Source organism: Mesorhizobium sp. M7A.F.Ca.MR.362.00.0.0 (genome assembly GCF_004023175.1).
Lineage (GTDB): Bacteria > Pseudomonadota > Alphaproteobacteria > Rhizobiales > Rhizobiaceae > Mesorhizobium.
This window is the reverse complement of the sequence record NZ_RZTF01000830.1, coordinates 1-826: the sequence shown is the minus strand read 5'-3', so window position 1 is coordinate 826 and position 826 is coordinate 1. Positions and strand designations below refer to the sequence as shown.

Here is an 826-nt window from a genome sequence, read left to right as displayed (position 1 = left end):
CTTCCGTCACGAAGCCTGTTTTTACCCGCCCTCCCTTGATCCGCTCCTGTTTTATCGAGAGGTCCTGTTCCCGGCCAAGGCAACGATCGACCTCGCCTACTATCCGCGGCGCACGATTGCATCGGACCTCGTCTGGATAATGCGGGGCTTCAGGGCGGTTTTCGGTGTGTCCCTGCCTCCCGCGGCAAGTGGGTAGAGTTGGCAAGCGAGGAGTTTGGCATGAATGGATTGTTGTTCGTTCGCCAGTTTGACGGCTCACACGATCGAAGGAGTGCACGGTCGTGAGCTATCGCGGCAGGAAGGTCCTGGTCACCGGTGCGGATGGATTTATCGGATCCCACCTCACGGAAGCGCTGGTGCACGAAGGTGCCGATGTCACGGCACTGGCCCTCTACAACTCGTTCGACAGCCATGGCTGGCTGGATGATTTGCCCGACCACGTTCGAAGCCAGTTGCAATGCATTCGTGGCGACGTTCGTGACAGCGCGTTCATCAACCGGATCGTGCGCGGCCAGGCGGTGGTGTTTCATCTGGCTGCGCTGATTGCGATTCCCTATTCCTACGCTGCTGCCCAATCCTATGTGGAGACCAATGTGCTGGGCACCGTGAATGTCCTCGAAGCGGCACGCCACTGGGAAACCGAGCGCATTGTGCATACGTCCACGAGCGAGGTTTATGGCACCGCTCTGACCATGCCGATCCACGAATCCCACCCGTTGCAGGGACAGTCCCCCTACTCCGCATCCAAGATTGGCGCGGACATGATGGCGGCGTCTTATGCCAGGTCCTTCGATGTGCCGGTGGTCATCCTGCGACCGTTCAATAC

1 protein-coding gene and 1 pseudogene are annotated in these 826 nt (G+C 59.2%); both read left to right on the top strand.

Annotated features, from left to right (window positions below; all coding sequences use genetic code 11):
- Window positions 1-196, top strand: a pseudogene (locus EOC06_RS41200) (sugar transferase); the annotation flags it as partial.
- 85 nt (window positions 197-281) lie between these two features.
- On the top strand, window positions 282-826 hold a 545-nt coding region (locus EOC06_RS38010; RefSeq protein ID WP_128310158.1), incomplete at its 3' end, for an SDR family NAD(P)-dependent oxidoreductase.